The sequence below is a fragment of the Vibrio chagasii genome, assembly GCF_024347355.1.
GTDB lineage: Bacteria > Pseudomonadota > Gammaproteobacteria > Enterobacterales > Vibrionaceae > Vibrio > Vibrio chagasii.
The window spans coordinates 1,177,289-1,203,839 of the sequence record NZ_AP025465.1; the positions used below are offsets into that span (position 1 = coordinate 1,177,289).

Genomic DNA, 26,551 nt, shown 5'->3' on the forward strand with positions numbered 1-26,551 from the left:
CTCTGAGTAAGAGGCCATAAATGAATGCGTTGGAGTTTAACAAGAAACTAAAGCTCACCAAAGTGTAGTTTCAATTTAAGTAGATTCCTGATGTTTAGGCGGGAGCTAATAAATCTTGAGCCCAAGCCGTCGCTTCGTCATAGGCAAGGCCGAGTTGAGCCTCGCTGAGTTTGAGGAGATTACGAATGCGAGTTGCTTCATCCCATCGAGCTTGCTCATAAGCGACCACCATGGCCAAGACCGCGCCTAATACACCTTTGCGTAGTATTAGTGCTTGTTTTATCTCTTCGTCAATTGGTACTGAATCCAGCACTTGCTTTAACGGTTGATCAAACAATGAATCCAATAACGAGAACATACCGGTTAAGAAAGCTTGTCCGGGTTCAACCTTCACGTTCATCTTTTCGACTAGCAGTTCGCATTGACGAGCGCGAATCACCGCTAAGCCATAAAGTGAATCTGGTTTGTCTTCTTTCGCCGATGCTATCGCTACGAGAGATACAAATTTACGCAGTTTCTGCTCGCCTAAATAAACCAGTGCTTGGCGGAACGAGCGGATCGTGGTTGCTGAACCACCTGCTGAGTTTACGTAGGTTAGTAGCTTATAGGATAGCGTCACGTCTAATGTGATCAGTCGTTCTACTTCACCAAAATCGATAGGATCGTTGGCGATCTCTTTCAGAAGCTGGACGATGGTCAGAAAAGCGGGGTTGAGAGCGCGAGTCTGGATCATTTCAGGTTTGCTGAAGAAATACCCTTGGAAGTAACTGAAACCGGCTTTGTTTGCTTGCTGATATTCCTCGTAAGTCTCTACTTTCTCGGCAAGAAACTTGATATCCAGCCCTTGCATAGAGCTCATAAATATTGAGGCTTTTTCGATAGGTATCAGACGGATGTCGAATTTGATAATCGATACGTAAGGTAAGAAGCGCTTCCACGCCTTACTTGGAACAAAGTCATCCAGAGCGATGGTGTAGCCCGCATCATAGATAGTCTTAATTGCTTCAAGTAACTCATCGGTCGGTTCGCAGTCTTCAAGAACCTCAACGACTAAACTTTCTTTGGGGAACAGAGTCGGGACTAAGTTGATCAGGCTTGCATAGGGAAAATTAACAAAACCCAGCTTATCACCCAAAGTATTGTAGTGGGTCGACAAGAAATGGTCAGATAGCAAACGGCTTGTAGCGAGCTCCGGTTCAACTTCAGGGAAAGTGTTCTTAGGACCATCCCTGAATAGCAACTCGTAACCTATGGTTTTCTTATCTGCATCGAGTATGGGTTGACGCGCTACGTATGAATATTTCAAATTGGTACTGTGTTCGGTTTACTTCTGATAGAGAGATAATAGCTAATTTGCTAGAAATTACCATACACAATCGAAGAAACTCTGACCCACTATAACAATCAAACTGAAAGTTTAAGACTGTTGTTGAAAGCTGTTGCTAAACGCTCGATTCTGTAGTTCAAAACTTTGTGGAGTAAAGACCAGTACAGAGCCTTGTGTATACCAATCACCAAGTACGATACGAGTTTTAGTGCAATTATTAGCATCAAAAGTGTGGACGTTTGGACGATGGGTATGGCCGTGGATCATGAGATCAACATTGTTTTTCTCCATCACGTTTTCGACCTCTTGCTGTGTTACGTCCATGATGTCCAAAGATTTGGTCTGTTTGTCATCTTTAATATCTGACTGAACCTTAGAGACGATCTTCTTTTTAATGAAGAATGGGATTCTGTTGAAGATCCACTGTAGCCATGGTTGATGGACTTTTTCACGGAAGGCGAGGTATTTGACATCTTCAGTGCATAGAGTGTCGCCATGCAGTACCACGGCTTTTCGTCCGTAGATATCGATAGTTGTCACTTCGTCTAGAAGCTGCACACCAGTCTGTTTTGCAAATCTTTTACCGACCAAAAAGTCACGGTTACCTTGCGTGAAGTAACAGGGTACGCCTGTTTTCACCAAATCGATAAACGCTTGGCGAATAGAAGTCGCGAACTCGCTCTTGTCGTCGTCACCAATCCAGAACTCGAAAAGGTCGCCTAACACGTAGAGCGCATCGGCTTCTACCGCTTCATTTTTCATGAAGGTTAGGAAGCAGTCCGTGATGTCTTGTCGTGACGGAGCAAGGTGCAGGTCTGAGATAAAATATGTTTTCATACAGTTTGAAAAAAGGGAGCGAGTGCTCCCTTGTCCTAATTATGATGTATCAATGGTGAATACGAATCGAAGGCTAAATTAAGCTTCGATTGTTGTACCAGTGATGATCACTTCTTCTAGTGGTACGTCTTGGTGCATACCCATAGAACCAGTGCTAACACCTTTGATCTTGTTTACTACGTCCATGCCTTCTACAACTTCTGCGAATACACAGTAACCCCAACCGTCTAGGCTTTCGCTACGGAAGTTAAGGAAAGAGTTGTCGTTTACGTTGATGAAGAACTGAGAGCTCGCTGAATGCGGTTCCATAGTACGAGCCATAGCTAGCGTACCAACTTTGTTCGCTAGGCCGTTATTTGCTTCGTTCTTGATAGTTGCGCGAGTCGCTTTTTCTTTAAGGCCAGAAGTCATACCGCCGCCTTGAATCATGAAACCATCGATAACACGGTGGAATAGTGTGTTGTCGTAGAAACCGTCACGGCAATACTGTAGGAAGTTTGCGCTTGTTTCTGGTGCTTTTTCTTCGTTTAGTTGAACTTTGATGTCACCAAAATTTGTGTGAAGGATGATCATGATTATTACCTTACTGTATTTTTAATATGAAAGGCGATTCTAGCCTAGTTTGATTGAGTTTCAAAATACGAAATCGTCAATAGATAACAAGGAGTTTAGCCGATTTGGTGGTGAAAGGTATTACCTATTAAGGTATGACTTGTTATACTGCGGGCTTATTTTGATTAATCCATAAAATAGATAGAGATCATGCTAAAGATATATAACACGCTCACAAGACAGAAAGAGGAATTCAAACCAATTACAGCTGGCAAAGTCGGCATGTATGTCTGTGGGGTAACCATATACGATCTCTGTCATATTGGTCATGGCCGTACGTTCGTTTCTTTCGACGTTGTGACTCGCTACCTGCGTTACTTAGGTTACGACCTAACGTTCGTTCGTAACATCACAGACATCGACGACAAAATCATTAAGCGTGCGAACGAAAACGGTGAGTCTTGCGATTCTCTGACTGAGCGCCTAATTGGTGAAATGCATGCAGACTTCGATGCGTTGAACATGAAGCGTCCAGACGTTGAGCCTCGTGCAACGGAATTCATTACTGAAATCATTGAGCTTGTAGAAAAGCTGATTGAACGTGGTTTTGCTTATGTAGCAAGCAACGGCGATGTAATGTTTGAAGTTAAGAAGTTTGACGAATACGGCAAGCTTTCCAAGCAAGACCTCGATCAGCTTCAAGCTGGTGCTCGTGTTGATGTTGACTCTGCAAAACGTAGTCCGTTAGATTTCGTGGTTTGGAAAATGTCTAAGCCGGGTGAACCAACATGGGAATCACCATGGGGCCCAGGTCGTCCGGGCTGGCACATCGAATGTTCTGCAATGAACTCATCAATCCTTGGTAATCACTTCGATATCCACGGTGGTGGCTCTGACCTTCAGTTTCCACACCACGAGAACGAAATCGCACAATCTTGCTGTGCACATGGTACTGACTATGTAAACACGTGGATGCACAGTGGCATGGTGATGGTAGACAGAGAGAAGATGTCTAAGTCTCTAGGTAACTTCTTCACTATTCGTGATGTACTGACACACTACGATGCGGAAACGGCTCGTTACTTCCTAATGTCTGGTCACTACCGTAGCCAGCTAAACTACAGCGAAGACAACCTAAACCAAGCTCGTGCATCGCTTGAGCGCCTATACACGTCACTTCGTGGCCTAGACCTTACTGCTGCACCTGCTGGTGGTGAAGAGTACGTAACTCGTTTCTCTACAGCAATGAACGATGACTTCAATACGCCAGAAGCATACTCAGTGCTGTTTGAAATGGCTCGTGAAATCAACCGTATCAAGACAGAAAGCATTGAAAAGGCGAGTGGACTTGGTGCGTTGATGCGTGAACTAGCGGACATCATCGGTATTCTTCACCAAGATCCAGAAGCATTCCTACAAGGTGATGCTGCGGGTAATGATGACGAAGTGGCTGAAATCGAAGCTCTGATCAAACTGCGTAACGACTCTCGTGCTTCAAAAGATTGGGCAAATGCCGATCTTGCTCGTGATAAGTTAAACGAGTTAGGCATCGTTCTGGAAGACGGCCCAGAAGGTACGACTTGGCGTCGTAAGTAATCTTATAAAAAAGGGCTGATTTTCAGCCCTTTTTTCTAGCAAAAATTCTCGAATTTCACCTTTTCTATATTCAACTTTATTAGACAGGAATATTTCTGTGGCTCAGATGTATTTTTACTACTCGGCAATGAATGCGGGTAAATCAACAACGCTTCTTCAATCTTCATTTAACTACCAAGAACGTGGCATGACGCCGGTGATCTTTACGGCAGCACTCGATGATCGCTACGGTATTGGTAAAGTGAGCTCTCGAATTGGTCTTCAATCTGAAGCACAGCTTTTTAAGAGTGACACGAATCTTTTTGAAGCGATTAACGAGCTGAACGAGCAAGAAAAGCGTCACTGTGTACTGATCGATGAGTGTCAGTTCTTGTCGAAAGAGCAGGTATATCAGCTAACAGAAGTGGTGGATAAACTGCATATCCCTGTGCTTTGTTACGGGCTAAGAACAGACTTCCTTGGTGAGCTGTTTGAAGGAAGTAAGTATCTACTGTCTTGGGCTGATAAGCTGGTGGAACTGAAAACCATCTGCCACTGTGGCCGCAAAGCGAACATGGTAATCCGTACCGATGAGCACGGTGTCGCGATCGCGGAAGGTGATCAAGTGGCAATTGGTGGCAACGATAAATACGTGTCTGTATGTCGCCTTCACTACAAAGAAGCGCTATGTAAATAAGCGTTTTTCAATATTTCGGTGATAACTGAAATACAAAGTAATGGAACAAAAAACGGTGGCTCAGTGCCACCGTTTTTTTGTTTTTATTGGTTATCGCTATCTATTCAAAGCCGAGTTTCTTAATCGCTTGATAGGCGTGATCCACTTCCTCTGGGATAGGCATTTCAATCTGAAAACCTTTAGCGGGGTACGATTTAATGCGTTCAAAATCCGCCACCAATGCGCCTAACACCATATCTAATGGCAACTCTTCATTAAAGTAATCGACCCAGTCCTGCCATTTGGAGGTTACGGTTATTTCCGTTGTCTCTTCAGGCCATTGTTTACTGAAGGTGGCGTAGGTTCGTTTCTCCATAAAAGGCTTCTGCACTAAGGTCAGTTTTTTCGGGGATAAGCCACACTCAGTAAGCAATTCGTATGTAAAGCGGACATTTTCACCAGTATTAGTCGCCTGTTTTTCAATGATAATGTCAGATTCCGGTACACCACTGTCTCGCGCAATCGCCGCAAAGGTTTCGGCCTCTGAACGGTCAAAATTGCCTTCAGTGAAGCGTCCAACACCACCGGAAAAAACGATGTAGGGCGCTATTTTTTGGTGATAAAGCTCGGCCGCATATTCCGCGACTCTTCTGTCGTTGCTACATAACACAAAAATACAGTCTGAAGGCTCAACTTTATGACCCATAGACATGAAATTCCAAAGCGTATCGATCGAACGGTGCAGCTTATTTAATGGTTGTTTAGTCATGAAGAGCGTCCAATGTGGATTCAAACTTAAACGAATAGCCTAAGTCGAGAATCTTTTTTGAAGAGATCAGTTTGTCTGGGTCATTAACAATAGGTGGAAGTGGCTCGTTACTATTCGCGCTCTTTAAGGCTGCAGCATAGAACTCCGCTTTGCTTACTGTGTTTGGCGTTGTCACATTCGCGACTTCGTTATGCAGGTGACTGATTGCAAAATCAACCGCACCAATCGCATCATCAAGGTGCAGCATATTCGCTGGGGCTTGGTTACTCACTTGCTTTAGTTTACTAGCAAATCTTGATGGGTGACGATTTGGGCCAATCAATCCACTAAAACGAAGGATGGTGTAATCGATATCAGAATCTATTACCGATTGTTCAGCTTGAAGCATGATTCGTGCGTTATCGGAAAATGAGTTAGCCTGATCGCTGTCAGCGAGTGCAAGCGCAAGTGATGCGTCATCTTCATAAAGAATGCCCGGTTTAGTTGGGTATACCGTCGTTGAACTGACCATGATGAGCTTTTTAATATTGGCTTTTTGGCAAGCGCTAATAAGTAACTGCCAATAGTCGGCATACTCTTTTCCTGCGCCTTTTCTAAAGCCGGGAGGGAAGCTGCCAATTACTATCTCGGAGTTGTTTTCGAGCAGCAAAGAGTAGAGTTGTCCCATGGTTTGATCAGGGTTTGACGAGTCAAAGCTGAATACTTCGCAGGGAATACGTTTACTACTGAGCGTGTCTGCACCTGCTTGGGTCGTTTTAGTGACGACGACGCGATTGCCATGTCTTTCTAGGTGTTCAGATAAAGGTGCGCCTACCCATCCAGCACCAACAATAAATATAGAAGCCATCTTTTCCTCACAACGACAAGCTAGGGATTTAATAAGCCTAACAAACCTTTGGCCAAAAATGAAAAAACTCCACGGCCGAAGCGAGTGGAGTTTTTACTATAACAGTAGCGCTTTATTTAAGTACGCGAAGTAGCTTGTCTGCACGCTCTGCCATCTCAATACCTTCATCGGTTAGGTAACCACCGTCTGGTTGAGTACAAAGGTTTTTTTCGAATAGGCGCTTAACGGCGTCTTGAGTCTCTTGGCTAGCCTCTTGATGAACTTTAATGCCGGTAGCAGCGCTACTTACATCAAATTGAAGAAGGAGGTTTAAATCAGCAATATGTTCAGCGTTGTACTTCATAATTAACCTATAAATTCATAACGTTCTCTACCTTCACCTTAGTGCGCATTCCCGGCTCAAGCAACAGCAAATAAATAGATTTGATAACTGATACCAAATTGAATGATTAATCGTCGCATGGTGAAGTTATTTTGGTTGGATTGAGTGATTTGTGCCCACTTAAATGGCGAATGATGTTTATTGCTAAATGGTTGTAATATATTGTTGAACTAGAAATATATTGCATTCAGCTAATATTGTACAAAAAAGGAAATGCATCAGTGAGAGCAAACAAAGTAGCATTAGTTCTTAGCATGCTATTTGCAATCTCAGGTTGTCAAAGCACACCCTCAGAGCAGACAGACGCAAATCAAACCACAAATAACAACAATGAATCTGCAGCAGAGGTCCGTTCTTTTCATTCAGTACAGGTTGTTTACGCAGAGTGGCAATCCAAGCTTGAAAGTCATGCTCAATTGTCTCTCTATGCTCCAGAGAATTACAATGAGTTGCTAGACGCATGGGAAGACGCTGAAAGTATTTATGCCGATTTACTAAAAGACGAAACGCGTCTGACTAAAAGTTATTCTATTTTTTCGAGCTTAACTTACGCTGAAGCCTTCGACGAGAAAATCGCACTAATCAAATCAAACTATGACGCAATCCTAGTGCTTAAGAAAAAAGCGGATAGAGTACTTGCTGATTCGATCGTGCAAATGGATTACCTAAAATACCTTGGTGCTGACACCATGTTTGCTTCGAGTTATAAGCGTTTGTATTCAGAATACAGTGAACTATTTGAGTATGTATTAGTTGATGAGCTAGAAGACGCTCAAGAAGCTCAAGTTGAATTCCTCAACAATGCTCGGCTGTTGGAAGTGAAAGTCGCACATAAGAAATACATCGAACCGTTAAAAGACGAATTAGAGTATTTAGAAGATGAAGATTTTGATGACGTTGTGCCGTTGACCTTTGCTAAGGCCTCTGCACAAATCGCGTTAGCTGAGAATCAGGTCAAAGCGAGCCCTCGTGAAAAGTCTATCATTGAAGATGCTGTTAAGGCTGCGGAGTTTGAGTTAGACCACGTACGAAGTGTCGCTCATGAAGTTAAAGTACTTGCGAGCATAAAAGGGGACAAGTTCGAGCAATCGGTGTTGAATGCTGAAAATCAGCTATTAAGCATTTCACAAGTGATCAACGATGAAGATTACCGTGACGTTGTGCTACGTCTTCAGTCTCAAAAAATTGTTGCCAGCATTAAAGCGCTTAAAAGCTCAGACATGACAGCTTTGCTGAAATCTGAAATCGAGTCTCTAACTGAACAAGTTGCGACATTAGAAAACGCAAACCAGCAGCAGGCGCAGCAGTTGTCAGAAGCAACAAAACGTAGTCAACTTCTCGACGAACAGATAACCAAGAGTGATGCACATATTAAGAGCTTAGAAGAGCTAGTGGACAGCCTGAAGACGCTTGGTGGTAAAGTTGCTAACGAAAGCGATCCTGATCTAGCACTCCCTAGTCCGGAACCAGACCGTACGGATGCTGCTTTAGAATCTGTGTCTGAAGAAGTGATTGAACCGTCGGTTTAAGACAACGAATCTCTTGAACTGTGATTGAGTTAAAAGCGCCTGAGGGCGCTTTTTTACGTTCTGTTGATCTATGTCAAAATCTAGAAATAAAAGCCTTAAAAACACGGTTTTAGTGTACGCCATTTCTTAGGCTTTAACGTAACTTGTTGATATTTATAGATGTGTTGTTTTTATCGTTGGTGAAATTTCATTCACCAGACTTTTCTTTTTACTACTAAAGTCGTATGAAATTTCAATATCATTCCAGGTTTGGCGTGTTCTTGGTTGGTGAGGAGAATTAAGGCTTAAAATAGCTCTTGAATTAAGAAATGAAAGAGAGGATTATCGCGCTCCCGACGACATGTTTCAAAATGTAAATCATCATGAATCTAAACCAATTTGACTCATTATTACCGCCACAAATGGCTGAGCGCGCTGCAGATATTGGCGTAGGTAAAGCAACCAAAGATCCAATCAAATCTTTTCTTCTAGCGATTTCAGCTGGTATCCATATCGGTATTGCGTTTGTGTTCTACACTATCGTAACGACTGGTGCTGGCGATCTGCCATGGGGTATTACTCGCTTGTTGGGCGGCCTAGCATTTAGCTTAGGCTTAATTCTTGTTGTAGTTACTGGCGGTGAACTGTTTACCAGTTCGGTACTAACCTTGGTGGCTCGTGCAAGTGGCAAGATCACTTGGCACACCTTAGTGAAAAACTGGGCGACGGTTTACATTGGAAACCTGATTGGTGCGTTATTGCTGGTGGCTTGTATGCTACTGACGAAGCAATACATGTTTGATCATGGTCAGGTTGGCTTAAACGCGATGGCGATTTCTCAACACAAAATGCACCATGATTTCATTCAAGCGGTCGCGCTTGGCATCATGTGTAATGTGCTGGTGTGTATCGCGGTATGGATGACATTCAGCGGACGCACACTCACTGATAAGATCGCAGTGATGATCCTACCAGTAGCGATGTTTGTATCAGCAGGCTTTGAGCACTGTATTGCAAATATGTTCCAAGTTCCGCTTGCTATCGGTATCAAGACATTTGCTCCTGCTGAGTTCTGGGCCATGACAGGTGCTAACCCTGCCGATTATGTCGACTTAAACATGATCGACTTTCTGATGAATAATCTATTGCCTGTGACTTTAGGTAACATCATCGGTGGTGGCATCTTTGTCGGCATGTGGTACTGGTTAATCTACCTGCGTGACTAAGATATAGCGCCACTAGTTATCAGTGAGTAGTCAGAGCTGTTGATGAAGCTCACTTAAACACTCAACTTACTTATGACATTAAAAAGACGGTCTGCATTGCAGGCCGTTTTTTATTTGTGGAAAACCATGTCGTTCATGTCCTCAATTACTAAGAAAAGACTCAACAACAATGATCAGCACATGTGTATATGTCGTTGAAAGTAAGCAAAGATCAATGTGAATGATCTTTTGAAAGGGCGAAGTGGACAAAAAAGGATCTATATTGATTTGGTTATCCACAGATTCTGTGGATAACCTGTCTCAAATTCAGTGAGTAACCAGATCTCAAAAGAGGTGAGAGGTTATTTCGAAGGTTGGATTTGGGCGAGAACTCGCCCCTCTTTAGTTAGTGATGTCTTTAAAGATAGGTGTAATGCGAGGGCCAAAGAGCAGCTCATCATCACGAAAATAGCCAACATGATGATCAGTTGATATTTAATTGCGATCATTGGCGAAGCCCCTCCAAGAATTTGTCCTGTCATCATTCCTGGTAGCGTTACTAAGCCGGTCGTAGCCATAGACGCTATAATCGGTGACATCGCTTTCTGGATCGCTGTACGTACAAAAGGTGCAGCAGCGTAGCTTGGTGCGGCTCCTAGGGCGACTGCTGCTTCATATTCTGACCTTTGGGTTTCAAAAGCACCAAACAAGTTCTGCAGTGCCACGATATTACTGCTTAAGCTATTGCCTAATAACATCCCCGCAATGGGAATAAGGTACTGCGCATTAAATAGCGGCGTCGGTTTAATAATAAAAAAGCAGATGAATAGAACAATAGGGACACAGGTCACTGCAAGGCTAACGGCTACCGGGGCTAGCAGTAGCTTTTGGGGCAGTTTGGACTTTTCAACAATTGAGCTCGCACCCACTATTATCATGGCGAACAACCACAATAAGTTGACCCATAAGCTATTCAAAGTGAACAGGTACTCCAAGTAAACACCAACTAGAAATAGCTGAATAGCCATGCGAACAATGCTAATAGTGGCCTCTTTACCCAGACCTAATTTCAGTTTGTGATTAATTGCAATGGGCAGGATAAGAAGTGAGCTAAAAAACAGCAACTGCCACCAAGATATGTCTATAACGTCTTGCATAGTGCTTCCTTTTAATTGGATACACATCATATCTGAAAGTGCCAAATGATGCATTTCAGCTCTTCAACAGTGAATTCAAAAAGTACTCAATAAATTAACAATGCGAGTACAAATTATTGGTCGTTTAAGGCATTTTTAGCTACTACTTAGTAGGTCAAACGTTAAAAACGGTTACAATGTAGTTGCATAGATGTTGGTTTTTAACATCTTTGAAATGTACTTAATTCTTCACATTTGTTAATACTTTTTAATATGTTTCTTTAACTGAAAACAACTCTGGATGAGCTCAAAAAAGTATTGATTAGCAAGGGTTATAACGGGAGATTTCATTGAACCCTACTTTGCGTATGGTTAAAATTTGTTGTTAGATACTCAGAACTTTAGCCCCCTAGAATGGGCTACTCGAAATTACTAAATACAAAATAGGCAAAATGTATGAGTGATGTTAACAAAATTGAAACTGGCGAAAAACGCTCGCTGGAGTGGCAATCTTTCCTCTTCATTGCAGTGGTTCTCTTTCCAATATTAAGTGTTGCTTTTGTAGGTGGTTACGGCTTCCTAGTTTGGGCATTACAAGTGTTTGTATTCGGACCTCCTGGTGCTCACGGCGGCATGTAATGCCCTCTAGTAACAACAATTTTTAAAATCAATATTTAAGAGAGCTAAACATGAAATCATTTTTAGTTAAATTATGGCGCACTATGACTCGCCCAGCAGTACACATCAGTTTGGGTGTACTAACTATGGGTGGCTTTATCGCCGGTGTTATTTTCTGGGGCGGTTTCAATACAGCGCTAGAACACACAAATACAGAAGAGTTCTGTGTAAGCTGTCACACCATGCGTGACAACGTATACGTAGAGCTACAAGAAACGGTTCACTGGAAAAACACTTCTGGTGTGCGTGCTACTTGTCCTGACTGTCACGTTCCACATGAATGGACAGCAAAGATCGCACGTAAGATGCAAGCATCTAAAGAAGTATTCGCTCAAGTATTTGGTGATCTAGACACGCCAGAGAAATTCGAAGCTCGTCGTATTGAATTGGCTAAACACGAATGGGACCGTTTCTCTTCGAACAAGTCTCTAGAGTGTAAAAACTGCCACAACTACGATTCAATGGATTTCGAGAACATGCGCCCAACAGCGCGTATTCAAATGAAGAACGCAGCAGAGCGTGATCAAAGCTGTGTTGACTGTCACAAAGGTATTGCTCACAACCTTCCATTAGATATGGAATCGGCTAGTGGTATCGTTGGTGAGCTTGAGCAAGTTGCTAGCAGCACTTCTTACTCTAATGGTTCAGACGTGATTTCAATTCGTCACCTTCCAATGTACACGGATGAGACTGCAACCGTTGAAGCGGGTCTACTAAGCCCTGCAAGTAAAGTTGCTGTGATCGATGAGAAAGGCGACATGATCAAGATTCAAATCGACGGTTGGCGTAAAGCGAAAGGCTTCGGACGTGTAATCCAAGAAGACTTCGGTATGAACATCTCAACAGCGATCTTGACGAAAGAAGTATCTCAAAGTGACGTAATCACTGTTGGCGAGAAGAAAGAAGATGAGCTAACTGGCCTTCCATGGGAAGAAGTTAACCTAGCACTTTGGATGAAGAAAGAGTCTATGGTTGATAACTTCGATCCAATCTGGAACGCCGCTGGTCAAGCGTATCAATCTAACTGTTCAACTTGTCACTCACAACCAGATGAAGCGCACTTCAGTGCTAACGGTTGGGTAGGCATGCTAGATGGTATGATTGCATTCGTTAACTTCGATACAGATACAGAAGCATTGGTTCTTAAGTATCTACAGAAGCACTCATCAGATTTTTCTGAAGGCCATCACTAATAAGACGTCAATTGGAGTAACACAATGGCAATTACAAGAAGAAGTTTTCTGAAAGGTGTCGCAACGACGAGTGCGGCATCGGTTATCGGTCCAAGCTTATTGGCGTCGGCTTCAGCATCTGCTGCAGAAACAGACGGCACATGGAAAGTCTCTGGTTCTCACTGGGGTGCATTCCGAGCTCGCGTTTACGCGGGTAAAGTACAAGAAATTAAACCTTTAGAAATCGATCAACACCCAACAGAGATGTTGAAAGGTATTAAAGGTATTATCTACAGCCCATCTCGTGTGCGTTACCCAATGGTTCGCCTAGATTGGTTTAAGAAGCACAAATACAGCGCTGACACGCGTGGTAACAACCGCTTTATTCGTGTGACTTGGGATGAGGCACTAGACCTTGTTTACCGCGAACTAGAGCGCGTACAGAAAGATTACGGTCCATGGGCGCTTCACACTGGTCAAACTGGTTGGAGACAAACTGGTCAGTTCCACAGCTGTACTAACCACATGCAACGTGCAATGGCACTTCACGGTTACTCTGTGAAGAAAATCGGTGACTACTCAACAGGTGCTGGTCAAACGATCATGCCTTACGTGCTGGGTTCTACTGAAGTTTACGCACAAGGTACATCTTGGGAACTTATCCTAGAAAACAGTGACAACATTGTTCTTTGGGGTAACGATCCAGTTAAAAACCTTCAAGTAGGTTGGACATGTGAGACTCACGAGTCTTTCGCATACCTAGAACAGCTGAAAGAGAAAGTTGCTAAGAAAGAAATCAACGTTGTTTCTGTTGACCCTGTTAAGAACAAAACAGGCCGTTACCTAGAAAACGAGCAGTTCTACATCAACCCACAAACTGACGTGGCGTTCATGCTTGGTGTTGCTCACGTACTTTACAATGAAGGTCTATACGACAAGAAGTTCATCGAAACTTACTGTCTAGGTTTTGAAGACTTCATCAAGTACGTTCAAGGTGAAACGAAAGATAAAGTTGAGAAGACTCCAGAGTGGGCTTCTGCTATCTGTGGCGCTAGCGCGGATTCTATCCGTGACTTCGCTAAGATGTTGGTTAACGGTCGTACACAAATTCTTGTTGGTTGGAGTATCCAGCGTCAACAACACGGTGAGCAGCCTTACTGGATGTGTGCAGTTATCGCAGCAATGGTTGGTCAAATTGGTCTACCTGGCGGTGGTATCTCTTACGGTCACCACTACTCTGGTATCGGTGTATCTTCAACTGGTTTCGCTGCTCCGGGTTCTTTCCCGCTGAACATCGACCAAGGTCAGAAACCTAAGTACACAAACACAGATTACAACGGTTACAGCCGCGTAATCCCAGTTGCTCGTTGGGTTGATAGCTTGCTAGAGCCTGGTAAGAAGATCAAAGCGAATGGCGCAACGGTAACACTGCCTGATATTAAGATGATGGTATTCAGTGGTAACAACCCGTGGCACCACCACCAAGATCGCAACAAGATGCGTAAAGCATTCAAGAGCCTACAAACTGTAGTTGCTGTTGATTTCGCTTGGACTGCAACTTGTCGTCACTCTGACATCGTGCTTCCAGCATGTACTCAGTGGGAACGTAACGATATCGATGGTTACGGCGCATACTCAGGCCGTGGTTTGATCGCGATGCATAAACTAGTGGATCCTCTGTTCCAGTCTAAGACTGACTTCGAGATCATGTCTAGCCTAACTAAACGTTGGGGTCGTTACGACGATTACACGCGTGGTATGGACGAAATGCAGTGGGTTAAATCTCTGTACGACGAATGTCGCGCAGCAAACGAAGGCAGCTTCGAAATGCCTGAGTTCGCTGAGTTCTGGGAAAAAGGCTTCCTAGACTTCGGTAAAGGTAAGCCATGGACTCGTCACGCTTCATTCCGTGAAGACCCAGAGATCAACGCATTAGGTACACCTTCTGGTTTCATCGAAATCACAAGCCGTACTGTTGGCAACATGGGTTACGAGCACTGTCAGGAACACCCAATGTGGTTCGAGAAATCTGAACGTTCACACGGTGGTCCAGGCTCTGACAAACACCCGTACTGGCTACAATCTTGTCACCCAGACAAGCGTCTTCACTCTCAGATGTGTGAATCTGAAGAGTGGCGTGCGACTTACGCGGTACAAGGCCGTGAGCCAATCTACATCAACCCAGTTGATGCTAAGAAGAAAGGCATCAAAGACGGTGACGTAGTACGTGTGTTCAACGACCGTGGTCAACTACTAGCAGGTGCTGTTCTAATGGATAGCTACGCTCCTGGTGTTGTACGTATCGAAGAAGGCGCTTGGTACGGCCCGATCAACGAGAAAGTGGGCGCGCTAGATACATACGGCGATCCAAATACACTAACTCAAGACATCGGTACTTCTGAGCTAGCTCAAGCGACGTCAGCAAACACATGTTTGGTCGACTTCGAGAAGTTCCAAGGCAAACTGCCTCCAGTAACTTCATTCGGTGGCCCAATCGAAGTTTCTTAAGCATCTCGCTTAAAAGCTAAGATTAAAGCTTGAATTAAAGCCCCTGTAAGCACTCTTACAGGGGCTTTTTGTATTTTATCTACTGAACCTTGTATTTACGGTCAATCAACTGTGTAGCGCGTTTAGAAGCGTATTGAGGGGGAGCTAGTAACTGTATAGGTTAGAGGGCGTTTACAAATAAGAGCGGTGGAGAGTAGGGATTAGAGTGACCAAGGGTTAGAAAGCAAAAAGGTCGATACCAAGTACCGACCTAAATAGGGACTTATCGAGCTTTGAGATCTAAACCTCGAACATAAACCAATATCCGTATGCGCAGATTAATGCGGGCGCACTAGAGTACAACGTAGCGACTAATGCAGCTTTAGGTGCCATTGCAATGGCAGGGAATAGGGCATCACCATCATTTGAAATTGCATTACCTATCTGTGCAGAAAGTGGAAGCGCACCTGAAAGGTAAAGGCTAGTCACCAATAATTGTGGCCCACAGCCCGGTAGCAAACCCATCAGGACTCCAGCCAGGGGGAGCATAATTCCCCAGCTTGAGAATAGCGTCTCAAAATCAACATTTGCTATCACAGAACCAAACTCAAAGAACAAAAAGGCAACCACCACCCAAGCGGTAACAAAGTTTGTGTCCTGAGCGGTCTTTTGAAGTGGGTGAGAGCCGACACACTTTTCATCTTCACTTACCGCCGATTTGTAATCTTCAATCTCGCGAGTTAGCCCCCAAAGAAACATTGAGCTAATCAACAGAATTGCGCCGACCCATTCCATAGACATCTCGGGTAAGGCGAGCAGTTCGTTGACATCAACTTGAAAAGAGCCAAGTAGGGCAACCGCTGCTCCAGGAATAATTAGAACCGACCAAAGGTAGCCTTGCAGGTTAATCGCTTTTTTAGACACCGCTTCTTTGGTCTGAGATTGAGACGAACAGTTAGCGGCAGATACATTTGTCTCAGCTTGTTTTGGGCGTAAGAAATCATCGGCATGGAATAGGTTAATGATTCGGCCTGACGCAGTACCAACAATGACCCCCATCGCCATCATAGCTAATCCCGTTTTTGGCTCGCTGGCGATAAGTAGAAAGGCAGCATCACCCATAGTGGATACGAGCACGGCGACGACAGCGCCAAACCCGAGCTTACCTGAAATAAACTGAGTGGTTACTACGATTGCGCCACCACAGCCGGGTAGGGCACCCATTAAGGCGGCGAACACAACTTGGTTAGAGCGAGACTGATGGACCAGCTTGCTGAATACGTTGTCTTTGTTGATGTAAAGACTCAACCAGTGGTAGACCGCTAGGGTTAAAGCGACATAACAAGATACCGCCCAGAAGGCGTCTGATAATGTGGTTACGGTCAATTCACGCGTTGCAGGTGCCGCGACCAAAGCTGCTAATGAAATAGGTAACAGTAGGCGCTTGAATGAGAGTGAAAACTGAGTTGTTTTCGAAGCGCGACTGCTTGGTAATAAAGAGATTAGTCGGTCCATAGGTGTTACTCAAAATAGATGTCTTAGGATTAATATATACGAATGATAATAATTATCAATTGCATCTTTGTTTTTTTTATCTATTCTGGATGTGGGAGAAACCGACGAAACATGACCAATCTAAAAAAATAGGGTAAAGTATGCCTAATAAAAGAGAGGCTCTATAGGTAGAGTCGTAATTGTTAGTGTAATAGGAAGAAACATGATTTTAGTTGTTGGTCACAAAAACCCTGATAGTGACAGTATTTGTAGTGCGTTAGTTGCAACTGAGCTTCTTAAAGCTCGTGGCGAGGAAGCGACACCAATTCGCCAAGGCGAGATCAACCGCGAAACTCAACACATTCTTGAAGTTGCTGGTGCAGACATGCCAGAACTTCGTACTTCTGTTGCTGGTGAGAAAATCTGGCTAGTAGACTACTCAGATCTAGCACAAGCACCAGATGATGTTGCTGATGCAGAGATCCTAGGTATTGTCGATCACCACCGTCTAGGCGACGTGATGACAGTAAACCCTATGGAAGCTTGGATCTGGCCTGTTGGTTGTACAAACACAGTACTTTTCAACATGTTCAAGATTGAAGGTCACGCTATCTCTCAACAAATCGCTAAGCTAATGATGTCTGCAATCCTTTCAGACACTGTTGGTTTCGCATCTCCAACTTGTACTCAAAAAGACAAAGACGCGGTTGCTGAACTTGCTGAAATCGCTGGCGTAGAAGACGTTGATGCATTCATCAAAGCACTTCTAATCGCTAAAACAAACATCGAAGGTCTATCTGCTGCACAACTAGTAGAAAAAGACCTTAAAGGCTACCCATTCAACGGTCGCGATGTTGTTGTTGGTCAAGTTGAGCTTGCGACTCTTGAGCAAGTTGACGGCATGATCGAAGCGCTTGAAGCGGATCTTGAAGAGCGTTGTGAGAAAGACGGTCTAGCATTTGCAGCTGTAATGCTAACTGACATCACTACTGCTCAAACTCGCCTTCTTTACAAAGGTGAATGGGCTGAGAAATTGGTTAAGCACGAAAAAGACGGCATGCTAATGATGGAAAACACGTTGAGCCGTAAGAAGCAAGGCTGGCCTTGGCTACAAGGTGAGCTTGTTTAATCAAGTCACTTAATAATAAACGCCTGCTAAATTTAGCAGGCGTTTTTCTTTGAAGTGAGCACTTTTCTTCATCGATAATATTTGCAGTTAAAAGCACTCTGCATAAAATAACTTTAAGCGCAAAGTTACTGACTAAAGTAGGAAATTAAGATGACTACACAGCTAGACGATAAAAGAATCGCAGAAATCAATAAGTATACGGGTGAGCAACGCCTAAAGTACTGTGTGAAAGAAATCGTAGCAAACCGTGAAGTATGGATCTTAACCGATGAGCACGGTTGTGTAATGCTAAACACAGAAGACGAAGATTGCGTACCTGTATGGCCAAATCAAGAGTTTGCTGAGTCATGGGCGACAGGTGACTGGGCTGAGTGTAAGGCTGAGTCTATCTCATTAAACAAATGGCACAGCCGCTGGACAAATGGCCTAGAAGACGACGAACTTGCTGTGGTTGTATTCCCTAATGAGCAAGAAGAAGGCGTTATCCTGTTCCCTGATGAATTCGACTTCGAGCTGAAAAAACAGGCTGCTAAGCGCTAGTTCTTTCGTCATACCGTAACATCGTAAGTCAGCGCTGCCTTTCTTAGGTAGCGCTATCATTCAATTATCCCATCTAAGTTGCTTCCAACTTGTATTCGTCAATATCCAATCAACTGATACAAGGGTGCTTGCTGTGCGGCTTTAGAAGCTTGTTGAAGCACACCTGTTTTGCTGTATCTCCTGAGTATCTTTCGAACGCTAGGTTTTACTTCAGATTTTGTCATTCCAGCTTTTAGTTCTGGTTCATACAATAGTTGCAGTAGCACTACATCTAACGGCGATAATAAGTCTTCTGGCGTGTGGTCGTTGAAAATAGAAGGGTAGGCTTTATCTGAATCATTGGGCAGGCCTAGAACCTGAGTGATCTCTTCTACGATACAGGCGACGAGCTTGCCTCGAGATCTTGCCTGATCTACGGGAATTACAATCCCAGCGTAAACAATCTCACCTTGAGAATTGGTTCGATAACCCGCCGTACAGATGGCGCTATTTAAATGCTGAGTTGATTTGAGCTTGAGTACTGATTTCGCCTCAGACAACCACTGACTCTGCCTCGTGTATATCCACTTAACGTTCGCTTCAGACTCTTTATCGACGAGTGAGATAGGATGCTGGGTCACTTGAGCTAAGTGTTGGATATGCAGCTCTGCGAGTTCTTGATGAAGCTCTTTATCGCCGACACGATGGTCAATCCAAATTTTGATCGGTTGCTGCCATTTGGCGAGTGGTTTTGTTCCTGAGGAGTATTCGTGTTGCAGTGCCACGTTATAAAACGCGGTTTCTATGAAGGCTTTATCTAACCAAGTAAGCGGTGTGCTTGCCGCTTTAAATGAGAGGCTAACAAGCAAGAGGGGAAGCATTGTAGCAGCTCGTAACATACTTTCCCTCCTACTGAACATAGCGTGGTTCTAGCTTAGTCGTTTCAGCTTAGTGGTTTGGCGCTTTGGAGAAATGGCTCTCAACCAGTCTTTGGGTGATTTGGTGACCTGGGTTGGTTAACACTTCATCGGTGTCTCCGCTCTCAACCACATCACCTTCGTGCATCACGATGATCTTATCGGTGATGTGCTTAACAATGCCAAGGTGTTGAGATACGTAGACGAAGGATACGCCCATCTCTTCTTGAAGTTCTAAGAATAGGTTGATGATCTGAGAACGCATTGCCATATCTAGACCGTTCAGAGCTTCGTCAGCGACAATGATTGATGGCTGAAGTATCAGGGCGCGAGCTAGACAAACTCTTTGTTTCTGGCCCGCTGCAAGCATCTGAGGGTAGAAGTAAGCATGCTCTGGTAGAAGACCTACACGTAATAGTGTGTCCTTTACACGGCGCATACGGGCTTCTGGCGGCATGTTGGTGTTTCGCTTCAGTGGACCTTCCAGAATACGGCCAATCTGAATACGCGGGTTAAGCGATGTGTTGGGATCTTGGAAGATCATGCGAATCAACTTACAGCGAGTCGAATAGTCTTTATGCTCTAGCTTTTCACCGTTTACACGAATCTCACCCGCAGTCGGTTCTACCATGCCTGCTAGCATTCTTGCTAACGTCGATTTACCAGAGCCGTTTTGACCAATAAAGCCGATCGTTTGGCCTGCTTCAAGCGTAAAGCTTACCGGCTTCACCGCTTGATGAATCTTTTTACGGAAAAGACCAGAGCGAGTCGTAAAGTCTTTGGATAATTCACTGACTTCTAATAATGCACTCATGATTTCTTTTTCTTCTCCATATTCAGAGGGAAATGACAGTTAAACTTATGATTTTTGATTCGTTTAGTATGTGGGATTTCCACACACTGTCTTTGCGCGTAAGGGCAACGTGGACCCAATCGACAACCAATAGGAAGATGTTGTAGTGGAGGAATCGATCCTGGTAGCGACTGAAGTTTCTCTTTGTGTGGAATCCAGTCGTTGAAGTCTGGCATCGCTTTCAACAGAGCCACCGTGTATGGGTGCTTTGGTGCATCCAACAGTTTTTGCGTATCCGCAGATTCAACAGACTGACCACAGTACATAACAGTAATTCGAGTCGCCCATTGAGTGATGGTCGTTAAGTCATGGCCGATCAGGATGATTGTCGTGTTATGGAGCTGATTCATTCGGCTCAATAATCGCAAGATCTGAGACTGGGTAATCGGGTCCAAGTCGTTGGTTGGTTCATCGGCAATCAAGACTTTCGGTTTGGCAGCGATCGCCATCGCGATCATCACCTTTTGACACTCACCATCAGTGAGCTCGTAAGAGTAGCTGTCCAATAGGCGCGAGTGATCTTTGATGCCGACTTTGTGCAACAGAGCGATAGCTTGCTTCTTGCGCCACTTAAATCGTTGCCACCATCGACCTTCAAAGGCGTGTGAGGGAATGGCTTCGATCAGTTGATTGCCCACTTTTTCTGAAGGATCAAGACACGTTGATGGCTCTTGGAAAATCATCGCAATATCACGAGCAATGACACGTCTGCGCTCTTTAGGGGTCAGTTGAAGCAGGTCAACATTCCCGAGTCGCATACGGTCAGCGGATACCTTCCAGTTTTCTTTACAAACACCAACGATCGCTTTAGCAACCAAGCTTTTACCAGAGCCTGATTCACCTACTAAACCACGAATTTCCCCTTCATTGAGGGTAATACTCATTCGATCTACCGCTTTAACCATCCCTTGAGGAGTCTCAATTTCGATAGTTAGATGTCGAATATCAAGTAATGGCATTATTCGATTCCTGCATTTAGCGCTTGGCGAACACCTTCACCGACGAGGTTAATCACAATTACTGTAAACATAATGGCTAGGCCAGGTAGGGTTACTGTCCATGGTGCGAGATAAATAAGTTCTACAGAATCACCTAGGATAGAGCCCCATTCGGTGCTTGGTGCCTGAGCGCCAAGACCAAGGAAGCCTAAGGCGGTGATATCAAGAATTGCGACGGATAACGCCAGTGTAATTTCTAGTGCCACCACAGTAAGAATATTTGGAAGAATCGAGTTCCACAGCAGGTAGAAGTCGTTCGCACCATCAAGGCGAGAAGCCAGAATATAGTCTTTCTCTACCTCAGCATGCACGGCAATGTAGACCGAGCGAATAAAGCGCGGAATCAATGCCAAACATAAGGCCAGCAAGATATTGAACTCGCCAAAGCCAAGGAATGCTACAAAGATGATTGCTAGTAGCAGAGACGGAATCGACATCACCGTATCAAGCAGGTGGTTTAGAGTACTTGATAGCAAACCACGCGTCATACCCGCAAGCACGCCAATGAGACAGCCAATAACGGCAGCGATAAAGGTAATCACGACCGCCGCACCAAAGGTAAGCTGAGAGCCAATGATTAAGCGAGAAAGAATATCTCGGCCTAGATCGTCTGTACCCAAGAAATATTCAACAGTACCTGCTGGATCCCAAGATGGCGGTGTTAAAAGATGACCCGTTTGCTCTTGTGCGTCATGGGGAGCTAACCACGGAGAAGTGATCGTCACCAGAATGATAAGTATCAAACACCACAAGCCAAACATCGCAAGGTTGTTAGAGCGGAAGCTACGCCAGAAGCGCTCAAACTGGGTAGGAATCTGTTCTTCCTGGTAGACGTTATTTGTTAGCATACCATTCCTTCCTTACCAGTGGGTTGACCATAGCGCCTAGCAGGTCAGACAGAATATTTGCAGTCAAAACCAGAGTTGCCACCACAATTACGCCAGCTTGAATAGAAACGTAATCTTGATTCGATAAAGCATCCAATAACCAGCGGCCAATTCCCGGCCAGTTAAAGATAGATTCCGTAATGATCGCAAGCGTTAACATACTTGAAAGTTGAACACCGACCTTAGGAATAATCGGTGGAATCGCATTGCGCAATACATGCTGAGTAACGATCTCTCTTGTTGATAGACCTTTAATACGCGCCGCGCGAATGTAGTTTTGCGTCATTACTTCAGCCACTGATGCTCGCATGAGACGAATAACTTGAGTCGTTGGTGCTAATGCTAAAACAAGACACGGCAGCGCCATGTGCTCGATGACACTTTGCAAAGCGTGTGCGCGGTAGCGACCTTCAGCAAAAAAGGCATCGATGATCGCAAAGCCAGTCACATGTTCAATCTCATAAAGTAGATCGTATCGCCCGCCAACAGGGAACATCTCAAAATGCAGTGAGAAGACCATGATCATCAATAGTGCGACCCAGAATATAGGTGCAGAGTAACCTGCCATCGAGGTAAACGAGATAGTGGTGTCGACAAATTTACCTTGTCTCATGCCCGCGATAGTCCCAAAAGGGATACCAATTAAGAGCGCTAATACAAAGGCAAAGAAACACAGCTCTAATGTCGCTGGGAAAACGACCACAAGCTCATCAATGATTGGTGTACCGTGCTTGCTTAAGCCAAAGTTTAGTGTTGATAGCTCTGTGATATAGCTTATCCAACCGGGCCAGAAATCTTGAATCGCCCACGGTGAGGTTTGATCGAGTCGCAGCAACGAAAAGCCGACCATCGTCAGGATCGCAAGCGTGATAACGAACAGATTAATGCGTCTTAATGTATACCAAAACATCAGTGCACCTCTCTTCTGACTTGATCAAAAGGTTGGGCATTGAACGGGCTCTGTTTGAAGCCAGTTAAAGAACGATCATGTACGCGGAACTGCACTCCGTGAGCCAGAGGAATCACGGGTACTTCCTCGTTGAGAATGTTTTGGGCTTGGCGATACAAGTTTACACGGTGCCTTTGTTGGTTGATCTCTAAGGCTAAGTCCAGAAGGAAATCAAAGTCTGAATTACACCACATCGATACGTTGAGACCTGCGCGCTCAGAGCTGCATGAGAGCAGAGGGCGCAAGAAGTTATCAGGGTCACCAGTATTACCGATCCAGCCTGTTAACAGGAGATCTGTTGAGGCGATCGAAGACAGTTGTGTACGGTCGAATCGATCGTCAGTGTAAAGTTTCAATTCGATGCCGATGTCCGCTAAATTAGCTTGGATAAGTTCCGCAGTTTTACGCGGACTTGGGTTGTAAGCTCTTGGCTCTAGCGGCACCCACATTGAAAGCTCTAATCCCGGCTCTACGCCAGCTTCTTTGAGAAGGGCTATCGCATAGTTTCGGTCATAACGCACTTGAACATTGTCTTTCTGATGAGCCCAAGATGTCGGAGGCAGCAGTGTATAAGCCTTGGTACCTGTACCGTAGTACACCGAATCAAGAATATTCTGGCGGTTGATAGCCAAGTTCAGCGCTTTACGTACGCGAGAGTCGCGTAGGGCTGGGTGCTCTGTATTAAGGGCGATGAAAGAGACATTCACCGCTGGTGTCGCGGATATCTGCAGCTCTTTATGTGCTTGAATGATTGGGATCTGGCTAGAAATTGGCGAGTTCAACACATCACATTCATTGCGCAGCAACTTAGCGAGGGTGCCGGTTCCGCGTTGTGAGGTATCGAAAACCACTTGGTCCATTTGCACATCACCTTTCCAGTAATGCTTGTTCTTTTTAAGACGCACCAAGTCATTGATTTGATATTCATCCAGATAGAATGGACCAGTACCAACCGGCTTCGAGTCGATTTCATTCTTCTCATCAGCAGCCACGAGTTGGTTCGCGTATTCCTTAGAGTGAATCACCGCGTAACTGGTCGCGATGTTATTTAGAAAAGAATTATCTGGGCGACTCAATTGGAATTTAACCGTTAAGTCGTCCACTGCCGTGATATCGACAATCAAATTCTTGAAGTCGATGCCCGCAAACCATGGGTATAGACCACCGCCCACATAGTGGAAGGGGTTGGAACTATCAATGATACGTTCGAAACTAAAAACCACATCTTGCGCGTTCATAGAACGGGTTGGCGTAAACCAGCCTGTGGTCTGGAACGCGACGTTAGGGCGCAGTTTGAAAGTGTATTCAGTACCTGATTTATCGACAGACCAGTTTGTTGCTAGATTCTGCTGTGGTCGATAAGTCATAGGATCGAGTGTGAGCAGCGTGTCGAAGATTTGCGGGCTCAGCGATTCTGCTGTAATTCCACTATCAACCAATTGAGGGTTGAAGGTACTAGGATTACCTTGGCCGCAATAAATGAAGCCTTTTTCACGAATTTGATCGTGATTCACACTCTCACCACATCCGGCTAAAAAGCTCAGCGTGCAGATGCTCAGTGATAGTCTTATTAGTGCTTTCATAAAAAGAAATACTTTTCGAAACGAGGCGTTAGAGGTGCCTCAAGATCCGGATAATTTAACATTTTATTTATTCGGCTCCAAATAATAATCCTATGAGTGTGGCTATTTCTCACTGCCTTGTCCGACAATCGCGTACTTCCTCACCATTCCCCTTAATTGGTTGTAGGTGAGTCCGAGTAATTCGGCGGCGTGTTTTTGGTTGTACTTGCTCTGTTTTAACGCTTGATTGAGCAGCTTGATGTCTTGCTGCTCTTGCCACGCTTTGTAATCAAGGGGCAAAGAAAACGAACCTTCAGAAGAAGTATGGCTGTTGGATGACTCATTGCCAATGTCTTGAGTCGATTCTTGATTCTTATCCCATGCTGTTTTAAACGGGTTAAATACCAAAGATTCAATAGGGTATGGGTTCTTACCATGTTGATAGATGGCACGCTCAATGACGTTTTTGAGTTCTCTTACATTCCCTGGCCAAGAGTATTCCAGTAAGGATTCTATGGCCGATGGCGCAAAGCCAACAAACAACTCGAGTTCTAATTCACGGCACATCTTAATGGCGTAGTATTCAGCCAGTAATGTGATGTCCTCTTTGCGTTCACGAAGCGGAGGGATAGTAATGACATCAAAGGCGAGCCTATCTAATAAATCGGCTCTAAATTCGCCTTTAGATGCCATCTCTGGCAGGTCAGCATTAGTTGCACACACCAGCCTTACATTTGCGCTTAGCGCTTTTTGCCCGCCGACACGTTCGTACTGTCCGTATTCAATAACACGCAATAGCTTTTCTTGCACTGCAAGGGGAGTTGTTGCCAGTTCATCAAGAAATAGTGTGCCGCCTTCCGCTCTCTCAAATCGGCCATGGTGACGACCTTTTGAGCCGGTAAAGGAGCCTGACTCATGACCAAACAGCTCTGAATCAATCAAGCCTTCACTTAGTGTTGAACAGTTTAGCGAGATCAAAGGCTGGTCCCAACGCTTTGAGAGGTAATGCAGCCTTTGTGCAATCAGCTCTTTACCTGTACCACGCTCTCCAATGATCAGAATAGGCCTCTCTATTGGAGCCAGTTGAGAAACTTTGTCCAAAACAGAAAGAAAGCTAGGTGATTCACCAATAAGATTCTGCTGCATACCGGGTCCTTGTGTTAGCTGAGCGCTGGTGGAGGTCATTTAGACTGTAGTGGTGAAAAATACCAATACTTGGTTAAATTCATCATAGCATGGTTCAGGTTAATCGCCATTACATTGTAAGTGACTGATAATTAATGCCTTAAAAGTTGGCACATAACTTGGATTACTTATGGTAGTTTTAGCAACAAACGTAAATTAGCGAGCAAGTGGTGATGAGTCGCACAACGATTTAAATCGCATTTGCCATTATTGAAATTAAGGAGTTCCTCATGGGTATTTTTTCTCGCTTTGCAGATATCGTAAATTCAAACATCAGCGCATTATTAGACAAGGCTGAAGATCCTGAAAAAATGATTCGCCTGATCATCCAAGAAATGGAAGATACATTGGTAGAGGTTCGCACTAACTCAGCAAAAGCTATCGCGGACAAGAAAGAACTCGCTCGTAAAGTTGAAGCTATCGAAACTCAGATTCTTGATTGGCAGAATAAAGCGACACTGGCACTGACCAAGCAACGTGAAGATCTAGCGAGAGCGGCGCTGATCGAAAAGCAAAAGCTGGAAGACATCATCAAGAGCCTTCACACAGAGCAAACGTTAGTGCATGAAACGATTGAGAAACTAACGAATGAGATTGGTAAGCTTGAAACCAAGATCGCAGAAACACGTGCCAAGCAACAAGCACTGATGATCCGCAACAACGCAGCAAGCAACCGTCGTGATGTACAAAAACACCTGCACTCAAGCAAAACCAGTGAAGCAATGGCGAAGTTTGAGCAATTCTCGCGTAAAGTGGATGAATTAGAAGCTGAAGCGGATGTTTACGCGAAGACAGGCAATGCAAAATCGTTAGACCAAGAATTTGCAGAACTACAAGCTCAAGATGAAATTGAAAAAGAGCTAGCGAAACTGAAGCAACAAGTTGAAAACCGCGATAAATAATTCAG

Annotated in this window: 25 protein-coding genes; 10 read left to right on the plus strand and 15 right to left on the minus strand. The window is 44.4% G+C overall.

What is annotated here, in order from left to right; translation table 11 throughout:
* Positions 1–94: 94 nt before the first annotated feature.
* From OCV52_RS05450 to OCV52_RS05460, 3 genes are all read right to left on the minus strand, one after another.
* The gene (locus OCV52_RS05450) at positions 95–1,306 is read right to left on the minus strand and encodes an EAL and HDOD domain-containing protein (protein ID WP_137407807.1); all 1,212 of its coding nucleotides are present in this window, start codon (positions 1,304–1,306) and stop codon (positions 95–97) included.
* A gap of 111 nt (positions 1,307–1,417) precedes the next feature.
* Positions 1,418–2,164, minus strand: a complete 747-nt coding sequence (lpxH, locus tag OCV52_RS05455; RefSeq protein WP_137407806.1) for a UDP-2,3-diacylglucosamine diphosphatase — start codon at positions 2,162–2,164, stop codon at positions 1,418–1,420.
* Positions 2,165–2,242: 78 nt separating this feature from the next.
* On the minus strand, positions 2,243–2,737 hold the full coding sequence (locus tag OCV52_RS05460; protein WP_004742032.1) for a peptidylprolyl isomerase: 495 nt from the start codon (positions 2,735–2,737) through the stop codon (positions 2,243–2,245).
* Positions 2,738–2,926: 189 nt separating this feature from the next.
* Here OCV52_RS05460 and cysS point away from each other — a divergent pair, with 189 nt between their 5' ends.
* Together cysS and OCV52_RS05470 are read left to right on the plus strand one after the other, a co-directional pair.
* Positions 2,927–4,312: a cysteine--tRNA ligase gene (gene cysS, locus OCV52_RS05465; RefSeq protein WP_137407805.1), complete on the plus strand. Its 1,386-nt coding sequence runs from the start codon at positions 2,927–2,929 to the stop codon at positions 4,310–4,312.
* 97 nt (positions 4,313–4,409) lie between these two features.
* Complete coding sequence (locus OCV52_RS05470) at positions 4,410–4,988, plus strand: thymidine kinase (RefSeq protein ID WP_137407804.1); 579 nt, start codon at positions 4,410–4,412, stop codon at positions 4,986–4,988.
* Between the two features lie 100 nt (positions 4,989–5,088).
* On the opposite strand, the gene OCV52_RS05475 is transcribed toward OCV52_RS05470, so the two are convergent.
* The 3 genes from OCV52_RS05475 to OCV52_RS05485 all read right to left on the minus strand — a co-directional run bounded on the left by OCV52_RS05475 (position 5,089) and on the right by OCV52_RS05485 (position 6,926).
* Positions 5,089–5,736 carry a YdcF family protein gene (locus OCV52_RS05475; RefSeq protein ID WP_198778793.1) on the minus strand — a complete coding sequence of 216 codons (648 nt, stop codon included), beginning with the start codon at positions 5,734–5,736 and terminating at the stop codon, positions 5,089–5,091.
* Positions 5,729–6,583: an NAD(P)H-binding protein gene (locus OCV52_RS05480; RefSeq protein ID WP_137407803.1), complete on the minus strand. Its 855-nt coding sequence runs from the start codon at positions 6,581–6,583 to the stop codon at positions 5,729–5,731. Before OCV52_RS05480 ends, OCV52_RS05475 begins: the two co-directional genes overlap by 8 nt.
* A 112-nt stretch (positions 6,584–6,695) precedes the next feature.
* Entirely contained in the window at positions 6,696–6,926 is a 231-nt protein-coding gene (locus OCV52_RS05485; protein WP_008223560.1) for a TIGR02647 family protein, read from the minus strand.
* A gap of 260 nt (positions 6,927–7,186) precedes the next feature.
* Here OCV52_RS05485 and OCV52_RS05490 point away from each other — a divergent pair, with 260 nt between their 5' ends.
* Positions 7,187–8,494, plus strand: a complete 1,308-nt coding sequence (locus OCV52_RS05490) for an ATPase (protein WP_137407802.1) — start codon at positions 7,187–7,189, stop codon at positions 8,492–8,494.
* A gap of 362 nt (positions 8,495–8,856) precedes the next feature.
* Positions 8,857–9,699, plus strand: a complete 843-nt coding sequence (gene focA, locus OCV52_RS05495) for a formate transporter FocA (RefSeq protein ID WP_137407801.1) — start codon at positions 8,857–8,859, stop codon at positions 9,697–9,699.
* 341 nt (positions 9,700–10,040) lie between these two features.
* Here focA and OCV52_RS05500 read toward each other — a convergent pair whose 3' ends face one another.
* The gene (locus tag OCV52_RS05500; RefSeq protein ID WP_137407800.1) at positions 10,041–10,835 is read right to left on the minus strand and encodes an ABC transporter permease; all 795 of its coding nucleotides are present in this window, start codon (positions 10,833–10,835) and stop codon (positions 10,041–10,043) included.
* Between the two features lie 435 nt (positions 10,836–11,270).
* Between OCV52_RS05500 and torE the strand changes: the two genes are divergently transcribed.
* From torE to torA, 3 genes are read left to right on the plus strand one after another with little or no spacing between them, the layout of a single operon-like run.
* Positions 11,271–11,453 carry a trimethylamine N-oxide reductase system protein TorE gene (gene torE, locus OCV52_RS05505; RefSeq protein ID WP_137407799.1) on the plus strand — a complete coding sequence of 61 codons (183 nt, stop codon included), beginning with the start codon at positions 11,271–11,273 and terminating at the stop codon, positions 11,451–11,453.
* Between the two features lie 50 nt (positions 11,454–11,503).
* Positions 11,504–12,685: a pentaheme c-type cytochrome TorC gene (gene torC, locus OCV52_RS05510; protein WP_061031748.1), complete on the plus strand. Its 1,182-nt coding sequence runs from the start codon at positions 11,504–11,506 to the stop codon at positions 12,683–12,685.
* Between the two features lie 24 nt (positions 12,686–12,709).
* Positions 12,710–15,172, plus strand: coding sequence for a trimethylamine-N-oxide reductase TorA (torA, locus tag OCV52_RS05515; RefSeq protein WP_116870293.1), 2,463 nt, complete (start codon positions 12,710–12,712; stop codon positions 15,170–15,172).
* A gap of 279 nt (positions 15,173–15,451) precedes the next feature.
* On the opposite strand, the gene OCV52_RS05520 is transcribed toward torA, so the two are convergent.
* A complete protein-coding gene (locus OCV52_RS05520) occupies positions 15,452–16,666 on the minus strand; it encodes a putative manganese transporter (protein WP_137407798.1) in 1,215 nt (404 codons plus the stop codon).
* Positions 16,667–16,868: 202 nt separating this feature from the next.
* Here OCV52_RS05520 and OCV52_RS05525 point away from each other — a divergent pair, with 202 nt between their 5' ends.
* Positions 16,869–17,774 carry a manganese-dependent inorganic pyrophosphatase gene (locus OCV52_RS05525; protein ID WP_061031745.1) on the plus strand — a complete coding sequence of 302 codons (906 nt, stop codon included), beginning with the start codon at positions 16,869–16,871 and terminating at the stop codon, positions 17,772–17,774.
* Between the two features lie 150 nt (positions 17,775–17,924).
* Positions 17,925–18,314 (plus strand): DUF2750 domain-containing protein, encoded by a 390-nt coding sequence (locus OCV52_RS05530; RefSeq protein ID WP_004742050.1) that lies wholly within the window; start codon positions 17,925–17,927, stop codon positions 18,312–18,314.
* 98 nt (positions 18,315–18,412) lie between these two features.
* On the opposite strand, the gene OCV52_RS05535 is transcribed toward OCV52_RS05530, so the two are convergent.
* From OCV52_RS05535 to pspF, 7 genes are all read right to left on the minus strand, one after another.
* Complete coding sequence (locus OCV52_RS05535; RefSeq protein ID WP_137407797.1) at positions 18,413–19,192, minus strand: DUF2927 domain-containing protein; 780 nt, start codon at positions 19,190–19,192, stop codon at positions 18,413–18,415.
* A gap of 49 nt (positions 19,193–19,241) precedes the next feature.
* On the minus strand, positions 19,242–20,024 hold the full coding sequence (locus OCV52_RS05540) for a peptide ABC transporter ATP-binding protein (protein ID WP_137407796.1): 783 nt from the start codon (positions 20,022–20,024) through the stop codon (positions 19,242–19,244).
* A complete protein-coding gene (locus tag OCV52_RS05545; RefSeq protein WP_137407795.1) occupies positions 20,021–21,022 on the minus strand; it encodes a peptide ABC transporter ATP-binding protein in 1,002 nt (333 codons plus the stop codon). Before OCV52_RS05545 ends, OCV52_RS05540 begins: the two co-directional genes overlap by 4 nt.
* Positions 21,022–21,909, minus strand: a complete 888-nt coding sequence (gene sapC / locus OCV52_RS05550; RefSeq protein WP_061031742.1) for a putrescine export ABC transporter permease SapC — start codon at positions 21,907–21,909, stop codon at positions 21,022–21,024. Before sapC ends, OCV52_RS05545 begins: the two co-directional genes overlap by 1 nt.
* Positions 21,896–22,858 (minus strand): ABC transporter permease, encoded by a 963-nt coding sequence (locus OCV52_RS05555; protein ID WP_061031741.1) that lies wholly within the window; start codon positions 22,856–22,858, stop codon positions 21,896–21,898. The genes sapC and OCV52_RS05555 overlap by 14 nt, the downstream gene beginning before the upstream one ends.
* A complete protein-coding gene (gene sapA, locus OCV52_RS05560) occupies positions 22,858–24,480 on the minus strand; it encodes an ABC transporter substrate-binding protein SapA (RefSeq protein ID WP_137407794.1) in 1,623 nt (540 codons plus the stop codon). The genes OCV52_RS05555 and sapA overlap by 1 nt, the downstream gene beginning before the upstream one ends.
* Positions 24,481–24,582: 102 nt before the next feature.
* Positions 24,583–25,605 (minus strand): phage shock protein operon transcriptional activator, encoded by a 1,023-nt coding sequence (pspF, locus tag OCV52_RS05565; RefSeq protein WP_137407793.1) that lies wholly within the window; start codon positions 25,603–25,605, stop codon positions 24,583–24,585.
* Positions 25,606–25,874: 269 nt separating this feature from the next.
* Here pspF and pspA point away from each other — a divergent pair, with 269 nt between their 5' ends.
* Positions 25,875–26,546, plus strand: coding sequence for a phage shock protein PspA (gene pspA / locus OCV52_RS05570; protein WP_063522377.1), 672 nt, complete (start codon positions 25,875–25,877; stop codon positions 26,544–26,546).
* Positions 26,547–26,551 lie beyond the last annotated feature (5 nt).